An 8,762-nucleotide genomic window follows, 5' to 3' on the forward strand; every position below is an offset into this window, starting at 1 on the left:
AAGGTCGTCACCAATCCAGAACTGTTTTCCCTACNTCGCGCAGCACATGGGGAGTGTGTCCGCCAATAGCACAGGCCTTTCGGAAGTAATCGTTGAGCGCTTCGCGATAAGCAGGGTGAACACAGTTGTCGATGATCACACGAGCGCGCTCTCGAGGCGCCAGGCCTCGCAGATCTGCAAGGCCGACCTCAGTCACCAGAATGTCCACGTCATGTTCGGTATGGTCAACATGGCTGACCATTGGCACGACGCTGGAAATAGCGCCGCCTTTGGCGATGGACTTGGTCACGAAGATCGCCAAGTGGGCGTTCCGCGCGAAGTCGCCAGACCCGCCGATGCCGTTCATCATTCGCGTGCCGCCGACATGGGTGGAGTTGACATTGCCATACAGGTCGAATTCAAGCGCCGTGTTGATGCCGATAATGCCCAGACGGCGCACGACTTCTGGATGGTTAGAGATTTCCTGAGGGCGCAGTAAGAGTTTTGGTTTGTACTGCTCCAGATTGTTGAAGACCGCGTCGTGCTTGCGCTCCGAGAGGGTCATCGAGCATCCCGAGGCAAAGTCCAGCTTGCCAGCTTCGAACAAGTCGAACGTGGAATCCTGAAGCACTTCGGAGTACATGGCCATCCCATGGAATGGCGAATCGATGAGACCGGTCATCACGGCGTTGGCGATGGTGCCGACACCCGCCTGGAGCGGCATCAGTTGATTGGTCAGGCGATTCTGGCGAACTTCATTCTTGAAAAATTCCACCAGGTGACCGGCGATGGCCTGAGTCTCGCTGTCAGCGGGCAGTACAGTTGAAGGTGAGTCGGTCTGGTCGCTGATTACAATGCCGACAATCTTCGCTGGATCGATTTTCACGGCCTGGCTGCCAATCCGAGTGTCGGCCTTGAGCACGGGAATTGGCAGGCGTGTTGGACGGTATGTCGGTATATAAATGTCGTGCAGACCCTCAAGCTCGATCGGTTGCGAGAGGTTGATCTCGACGATGACCTTGTCCGCCAGGATCGCGAAGCTGGCGGAGTTGCCCACGGAAGTGCTCAACACCAGGTGACCTTCTTCTGTGATGGCCACGCATTCGATGACCGCAATATCCACCGGCTTTATCTGGCGGTTGCGCAACTGCTCAACTGTATCGGAGAGGTGCTGATCGATGAACATGACCGTGCCGTCATTGATCGCTTTGCGCAATGTGCTGTCGACTTGAAATGGCATGCGACGAGAGAGCACACCTGCCTCGGTTAATTGCTTGTCCAGGTCATTGCCCAGACTTGCGCCAGTCATGAGGCTGATTTTGAGCGGAGACGTCTTGGCGCGTTCAGCCAGGGCTTTAGGCACGGCTTTGGCTTCACCTGCGCGGGTGAATCCACTCATGCCGACGGTCATGCCGTCCTTGATCAGGGAAGCGGCATCGGCCGCGCTCATTACCTTACTCATCAGGGAAGGCAGGCGGATACGTTCACGGTGCATGTTTTTATCTCGAGGGCAGGGAAGCGAATGCGCAGTCTAGAGTTTTGATTTTTTTTCGTCCCGCTACCAAGGTCGCATTAGAGGGCTCTAATTAGCGGCTTCAGGAACAAAACACTGTTGCGCGGGATGTAAAAAACCCTCGGCCGATACTCGCGCCGAGGGTTTGGCTTGCAGCGACCTTGGGCCCTACTCGACGGCTTTGACCATGTCTTCGATGACTTTCTTCGCGTCACCGAAGACCATCATGGTCTTGTCGAGATAGAACAATTCGTTGTCCAGACCGGCATAGCCGCTGGCCATCGAGCGCTTGTTGACGATGATCGTCTTCGCCTTGAAGGCTTCCAGAATCGGCATGCCGGCAATCGGCGACTTGGGATCGTTCTTGGCCGCCGGGTTGACCACGTCGTTCGCGCCGAGCACCAGCACCACGTCGGCCTGACCGAACTCAGAGTTGATGTCCTCCATCTCGAACACCTGATCGTAAGGCACTTCGGCCTCGGCGAGCAGGACGTTCATGTGACCGGGCATACGACCGGCCACCGGGTGAATCGCGTACTTCACGGTCACGCCGGCGTGGGTCAGCTTCTCGGTCAGCTCTTTCAGTGCATGTTGCGCACGTGCTACTGCCAGCCCGTAGCCCGGAACGATGATCACAGTGTCGGCGTTGGTCAGCAGGAAGGTTGCATCGTCAGCCGAGCCCGATTTAACCGGACGGGCTTCCTTCGAGCCTGCTGCCGCGCCTGCATCCGTAGCACCGCCGAAACCACCACCGATCACGTTGAAGAACGAGCGGTTCATCGCCTTACACATGATGTAGGAGAGAATGGCACCCGAAGAGCCAACCAGGGAGCCTGCGATGATCAGCATCGAGTTGTTCAGCGAGAAGCCGATACCGGCGGCCGCCCAGCCCGAATAGCTGTTGAGCATCGACACGACCACGGGCATGTCCGCGCCGCCAATAGGGATGATGAGCAGGACGCCAATAATGAACGCGAGGATCAGCATCACGCTGAATGCGAACAGGCTGCCGGTGAACATGAACATCAAGCCGAAGAACAGCGTGGCGAGTCCGAGAATCAGGTTCAGCTTGTGCTGGCCGGGAAACTGTACCGGTGCGCCCTGGAAGAGGCGGAACTTGTACTTGCCCGACAACTTGCCAAACGCGATGACCGAACCCGAAAAGGTAATCGCACCGATGGCCGCGCCGAGGAACAGCTCCAACCGGTTGCCGGTCGGGATCGAGTCGCCCAGATGCGCGACGATGCCCAGCGACTGAGGTTCGACGACTGCCGCAATGGCAATGAACACTGCAGCCAGGCCGATCATGCTGTGCATAAAGGCCACCAGCTCGGGCATCTTGGTCATTTCGACCCGCTTGGCCATGATCGAGCCAGCAGTGCCGCCGACCAGGAGGCCTACGATGATGTAGCCAATGCCTGCACTGGCGCCGTCGGTGGACAGCGCAGCCAGCTTGAACACCAGGCCAATCGTGGTCAGCACTGCCAGGCCCATGCCCAACATGCCAAACAGGTTGCCGCGACGGGAAGTAGTAGGGTGCGACAGGCCTTTAAGGGCCTGAATGAAGCAGATCGCCGAAACGAGGTACAACAGGGTCACGAGGTTCATGCTCATTACTTGGCATCCTCAGCTTTGGCTTTCGGAGCCTTCTTCTTGAACATTTCCAGCATGCGGCGAGTGACGAGAAACCCACCAAACACATTCACTGCGGCCAGAGCCACCGCCAAGGTGCCCATGGTTTTGCCTAGTGGGGTCACCGTCAACGCGGCAGCCAGCATGGCGCCGACGATGACGATCGCCGAGATGGCATTGGTCACGGCCATTAGGGGGGTGTGCAGAGCGGGTGTCACGTTCCAGACCACGTGGTAGCCGACGTAGATCGCCAGTACGAAAATGATCAGGTTATAGACGCCGTGAGAGATCAGCATGTCTTCCATTGTTTTTATCCTCAGCCGTTCTTGCGGACGATCTGGCCGTCGCGGCACATCAGGCACGCAGCGACGATGTCGTCTTCGAGGTTGATCTCGAACTGTCCTTCCTTGGTGAAGACCAGCTTCAGGAAGTCCAGCAGGTTGCGTGCATAAAGAGCAGAAGCATCGGCCGCGACCAATGCAGGCAGATTGGTGTGGCCGACGATCGTCACGCCATGCTCGATCACCACCTGGTCAGCCACCGTCAGCGGGCAGTTGCCGCCTTGGGCCGCCGCGAGGTCGATCACCACCGAGCCGGGCTTCATCTGCGAGACGGTTTCCGCGCTCAGCAGTACCGGTGCCTTGCGGCCGGGAATCAGCGCGGTAGTGATCACGATGTCCGCCTGTTTGGCGCGTTCGTGAACGGCCACCGCCTGGCGCTGCATCCAGCTGGCGGGCATCGGGCGCGCATAGCCACCCACGCCTACCGCCGCCTCGCGCTCTTCGTCAGTCTCGTAAGGCACGTCGACGAACTTGGCGCCCAGCGACTCGATCTGCTCCTTGACCGCTGGGCGGACGTCGGACGCCTCGATCACTGCGCCAAGGCGTTTGGCAGTGGCGATGGCTTGCAGGCCGGCAACGCCTGCTCCGAGGATCAAAACGCGGGCAGCCTTCACCGTACCGGCTGCGGTCATCAGCATCGGCATGAAGCGCGGATAGTGATGCGCGGCCAGCAATACCGACTTGTACCCGGCAATGTTGGCCTGCGAAGACAGCACGTCGAGGCTTTGCGCACGGGAAGTGCGGGGAGCCGCTTCGAGGGCGAACGCGGTAATCCCACACTCGGCCATCTTGGCGATGATCTCGTTGTTGAAGGGGTTGAGCATCCCGATGACAACGGTACCGCTCTTGATCAGAGCCAATTCGCTGTCGCTGGGTGCCACGACCTTGAGGAGCAGCTCGGCGCCGAACGCATCGGCGGCGCTGCCAATCGAAGCGCCTGCCGCTTCATAGGCACTGTCCGTGACGCTGGCAGTAATACCTGCGCCAGACTGGACGGTGACCTTATGTCCTTGGCCAATGAGCTTCTTGATGGTTTCCGGAGTTGCAGCAACCCGAGTTTCACCGGACTGGGTTTCTAGAGGGACACCAATGTGCACGTCAAATCTCCTGCGTGATCTTTTTATCTTTTGAAAATAGGCCAGCGCACTGCGGATGGCGCGTCTGGGGCAGCGATCACCACGCCCCGCAAGAAAAGGAGGGGCGCGGCATTTTGCAGGCGAAGCCAGGGGGCTTCAAGGAATTCTGTAACGCGACGTGTCTTTAACTACAAGTCACCCTGTGACCGTTTGACGCAACAAAACGCTACAGGCCCCGTATTTAAAGGTTCCTGGCGCTATATGAGGTGGTTGAAGTTTTTTTTCTATCTACCGGAAGAATAGGGCGCAATCACGCTGAAAGCCCCGTCATATAAAGCCTGTAGCCTGTTTTTGATAAAGAACAGACGTGTTTCTTAAATGCGACATATGAATACATATGTAGCGTTTCTTTCTAGCTGACTACAAGGTCAGTAAATTCAGTTGCAAGGTCCGAACTCAAGGCAGGGCGTAGGTTTCAGCCTGGTTTACCAGCCAGTCTCTGAAAGCTTTCAAGGACGCAGACTCGACTTTTCGCTCCGGAATCATCAGGTAGTACGCTTTCACGCTCGATAACGCATGAGTATTGGCAATCAACAGACGCCCTTCGGACAGCTCGCGCTGAATGAGAAAGGGAGGAATCAGTGCGACGCCCATGTCGTGCATGGCTGCCTGAGCAAGCATGGAGAATAGCTCGTATCGCGGTCCTGTCATGTCTCGCGCGACAGCCATATCCATCGAGTTGAACCATTGGCGCCAGGCGTAAGGGCGCGTGGTCTGCTGCAGCAGTGGCATGTCCGCTAGTTCTCGAGCGCTCAGTTGGGCTTTGTTGCCCAGTAAAGCGGGACTACAAACCGGCATCGGGTTCTCATTCATCAGGCGGTGCGATTCTGTACCGGACCAGTCGGCATCACCGAAATAGATAGCCGCATCGAAATCGGTGTCCGCAAACAGGAAGGGGCGCGTTCGGTTCGTCAAATTGATGGTCACATCAGGATTTTGCTGCTGGAAGTCCTTCAGGCGGGGTAAGAGCCACTGTGTCCCAAAGGTAGGAACCACGGCGAGCTCGATGACATTGGCTCCTTGATGACCCATCACTGACAGCGTGTCGCGCTCCACAGCGTCGAGTTGAGTAGCAACACGTCGACTGTAAGAAAGCCCTGCTTCCGTCAGTTTGACCCCTCGGCGTGAGCGCCTGAACAGCTCTACATTGAGGAACTCTTCAAGGCCGCCGATCTGTCGACAGATCGCGCTTTGCGTAAGAGAGAGCTCGTCTGCTGCTTTGGTAAAGCTTTCATGACGAGCGGCCGCTTCAAAGCTGACCAGTGCGGCAGTGCTAGGGATTCTTCGGCGCATGTACACGAACCTCACTCGTTAGTCGGATCTTCTGGAGTTTTCCAGATTTCGGAATGAGAAATTAGCACAAGGGTATGCGGAATCATCGTTTGCTGTGGTTCCGATCCACGCCTAGGATCAATCCACGACTTTTCTCGGCAGAGTCCGGGAACATTACCAAGCGAGGAGAAAGTCATGGGTGGTAAGGCAAGCTTCAACTGGATCGATCCGCTCTTGCTGGATCAGCAGCTCACCGAAGAGGAGCGCATGGTTCGTGACAGCGCCGAGCAGTTCGCCCAGGACAAGCTCGCACCTCGCGTCCTGGAAGCCTTCCGTCATGAGCAAACTGATCCGGCTATCTTTCGCGAGATGGGCGAAGTGGGGCTGCTTGGCGCGACGATTCCCGAACAGTACGGCGGCAGCGGCCTCAATTACGTCTGCTATGGGCTCATCGCTCGTGAAGTGGAGCGAGTCGACTCTGGCTATCGTTCGATGATGAGCGTTCAGTCTTCGTTGGTGATGGTGCCGATCAACGAGTTCGGAACCGAAGCGCAGAAACAGAAGTATTTGCCCAAGCTCGCCTCGGGAGAATGGATTGGCTGCTTCGGTCTGACCGAACCTAATCACGGGTCTGATCCGGGCGCGATGATTACACGCGCCAAAACCGTTGAGGGCGGCTATCGTCTTAGCGGTAGCAAAATGTGGATTACCAACAGCCCGATTGCTGACGTCTTTGTTGTGTGGGCGAAAGACGATGCTGGCGACATTCGCGGGTTCGTACTGGAGAAAGGCTGGCAAGGTCTCAGCGCTCCGGCCATTCACGGCAAGGTCGGCTTGCGAGCCTCCATTACCGGTGAAATCGTGATGGATAACGTATTTGTGCCCGAGGAAAACATCTTTCCGGATGTGCGCGGTCTTAAAGGCCCCTTCACCTGTCTGAACTCGGCACGCTATGGCATCTCATGGGGCGCTTTGGGGGCTGCGGAGTTCTGCTGGCATACAGCGCGTCAGTACACGCTTGATCGTCAACAGTTTGGGCGTCCATTGGCTGCCAACCAGTTGATTCAGAAAAAACTGGCTGACATGCAAACCGAGATCACTCTGGCCTTGCAAGGCTGCCTGCGTCTAGGCCGGATGAAGGATGAGGGTACGGCTGCAGTGGAAATTACCTCGATCATGAAGCGTAACTCCTGCGGCAAGTCCTTGGACATTGCTCGGATGGCGCGTGACATGCTCGGTGGTAACGGAATTTCCGATGAGTTCGGCATCGCTCGCCATTTGGTCAACCTTGAGGTGGTGAACACCTACGAGGGTACCCATGACGTGCATGCGCTGATTCTGGGGCGCGCGCAGACCGGCATTCAGGCGTTCTATTAAGGAGCCTGCCATGGGCGCGCTATCGCATTTGCGTGTGCTGGATTTGTCCAGGGTCCTGGCTGGCCCTTGGGCGGGCCAGATATTGGCCGACCTCGGCGCCGACGTGATCAAGATCGAGCGTCCAGGCAATGGTGACGATACTCGCGCCTGGGGGCCTCCGTTCCTGAAGGATTCTCGAGGCGAGAACACCTCCGAAGCGGCTTATTACCTCTCGGCCAATCGAAACAAGCAGTCAGTCACTATCGACTTCACCCGACCCGAGGGTCAGAAGTTGGTGCGTGAGCTGGCAGCGAAATCCGACATCGTGATCGAAAACTTCAAGGTCGGGGGGCTCAAGGCCTATGGTCTGGATTACGAGTCGCTGCAGGCCGAGAACCCGAGGCTCATCTACTGCTCGATTACCGGCTTCGGCCAGACCGGCCCATATGCAAGGCGCGCGGGTTATGACTTCATGATTCAGGGGTTGGGTGGGCTGATGAGCCTGACCGGTCGTCCTGAGGGTGAGGAAGGCGCAGGCCCGGTGAAGGTCGGGGTGGCGCTGACCGACATTCTGACAGGGCTCTATTCCACGTCTGCGATTCTTGCTGCGCTGGCTCATCGTGACCAGGGTGGTGTTGGTCAGCACATTGATATGGCGCTGCTGGATGTGCAGGTTGCCTGTCTGGCGAACCAGGCAATGAATTATCTGACAACAGGTGTAGCGCCCAGACGGCTCGGTAACGCTCATCCGAACATCGTTCCATATCAGGACTTTCCTACGGCTGATGGGGATTTCATCCTGACAGTGGGTAACGACAGTCAGTTTCGCAAGTTCGCGGAAGTCGCCGGTCAACCGCAGTGGGCGGACGATCCTCGTTTCGCCACCAACAAGCAGCGCGTTGCGCACAGGGTCGAGCTGATTCCGCTGATACGCCAGGCCACTGTCTTTAGAACCACTGCCGAATGGGTCCTGGCACTGGAGCGTGCTGGCGTGCCGTGCGGGCCGATCAACGATGTGTCACAAGTCTTCGAAGACCCACAGGTCCTGGCGCGTGGCCTGAAGATCGAATTGCCTCATGCGTTGGGTGGAACAGTGCCGCAAGTGGCAAGCCCGATACGCCTTTCGGGTACCCCTGTGGAGTATCGACGCGCGCCGCCTCTGTTGGGGGAGCACACGCTCGAGGTTTTGACTGGTGTGTTGGGGCTCTCCGATGAAGCGGTAATGTCTTTGCGCGAGGCGGGTGTTCTATAGATACGCCTCTATATAGAGTCGTGATGAGCGCTGCCCTATATAAACAGAAGGAACTAGCTGATTTTCCTCGAGTTTCAGTTCTTTCATGGAAACTTCAAATTAACTGTTGACGTCCCTCTGAATCTCTCTATAATTCGCCCCACTTCCGGCGCAGACGAAACGGAAAACTCCTTGATAATCAAAGAGTTGGACGAAGTAAGTAGTGAGGAAGTGCTTCGATTCAGATGCTTGAATCGACAGCGGTGAAAAAGGTGGTTGACAGCAGATTGTAACGCTGTAGA

The 8,762-nt window shown here is 57.0% G+C and carries 6 protein-coding genes and 1 pseudogene; 2 read left to right on the plus strand and 5 right to left on the minus strand.

Annotated elements, in window-relative coordinates; all coding sequences use genetic code 11:
• Positions 1–35: 35 nt before the first annotated feature.
• The 5 genes and pseudogenes from D3M70_RS25595 to D3M70_RS25615 form a co-directional block, all read right to left on the minus strand.
• Positions 36–1,474: pseudogene (locus tag D3M70_RS25595) on the minus strand (acetyl-CoA hydrolase/transferase family protein); the annotation flags it as partial.
• Between the two features lie 186 nt (positions 1,475–1,660).
• On the minus strand, positions 1,661–3,106 hold the full coding sequence (locus tag D3M70_RS25600; RefSeq protein WP_120128377.1) for an NAD(P)(+) transhydrogenase (Re/Si-specific) subunit beta: 1,446 nt from the start codon (positions 3,104–3,106) through the stop codon (positions 1,661–1,663).
• Positions 3,106–3,429 carry an NAD(P) transhydrogenase subunit alpha gene (locus D3M70_RS25605; RefSeq protein WP_120128378.1) on the minus strand — a complete coding sequence of 108 codons (324 nt, stop codon included), beginning with the start codon at positions 3,427–3,429 and terminating at the stop codon, positions 3,106–3,108. Before D3M70_RS25605 ends, D3M70_RS25600 begins: the two co-directional genes overlap by 1 nt.
• Before the next feature lie 11 nt (positions 3,430–3,440).
• Positions 3,441–4,562, minus strand: coding sequence for a Re/Si-specific NAD(P)(+) transhydrogenase subunit alpha (locus tag D3M70_RS25610; RefSeq protein ID WP_120128379.1), 1,122 nt, complete (start codon positions 4,560–4,562; stop codon positions 3,441–3,443).
• A gap of 435 nt (positions 4,563–4,997) precedes the next feature.
• Positions 4,998–5,894, minus strand: a complete 897-nt coding sequence (locus D3M70_RS25615; RefSeq protein ID WP_120128433.1) for a LysR family transcriptional regulator — start codon at positions 5,892–5,894, stop codon at positions 4,998–5,000.
• A gap of 174 nt (positions 5,895–6,068) precedes the next feature.
• Between D3M70_RS25615 and D3M70_RS25620 the strand changes: the two genes are divergently transcribed.
• Positions 6,069–7,250 (plus strand): acyl-CoA dehydrogenase, encoded by a 1,182-nt coding sequence (locus D3M70_RS25620; protein WP_120128380.1) that lies wholly within the window; start codon positions 6,069–6,071, stop codon positions 7,248–7,250.
• 10 nt (positions 7,251–7,260) lie between these two features.
• The gene (locus D3M70_RS25625; protein ID WP_120128381.1) at positions 7,261–8,481 is read left to right on the plus strand and encodes a CaiB/BaiF CoA-transferase family protein; all 1,221 of its coding nucleotides are present in this window, start codon (positions 7,261–7,263) and stop codon (positions 8,479–8,481) included.
• The last annotated feature ends 281 nt before the right edge of the window (positions 8,482–8,762 follow it).

It is taken from the genome of Pseudomonas sp. LS-2, from assembly GCF_003605735.1.
In the GTDB taxonomy this organism is placed as follows: Bacteria; Pseudomonadota; Gammaproteobacteria; order Pseudomonadales; family Pseudomonadaceae; genus Aquipseudomonas.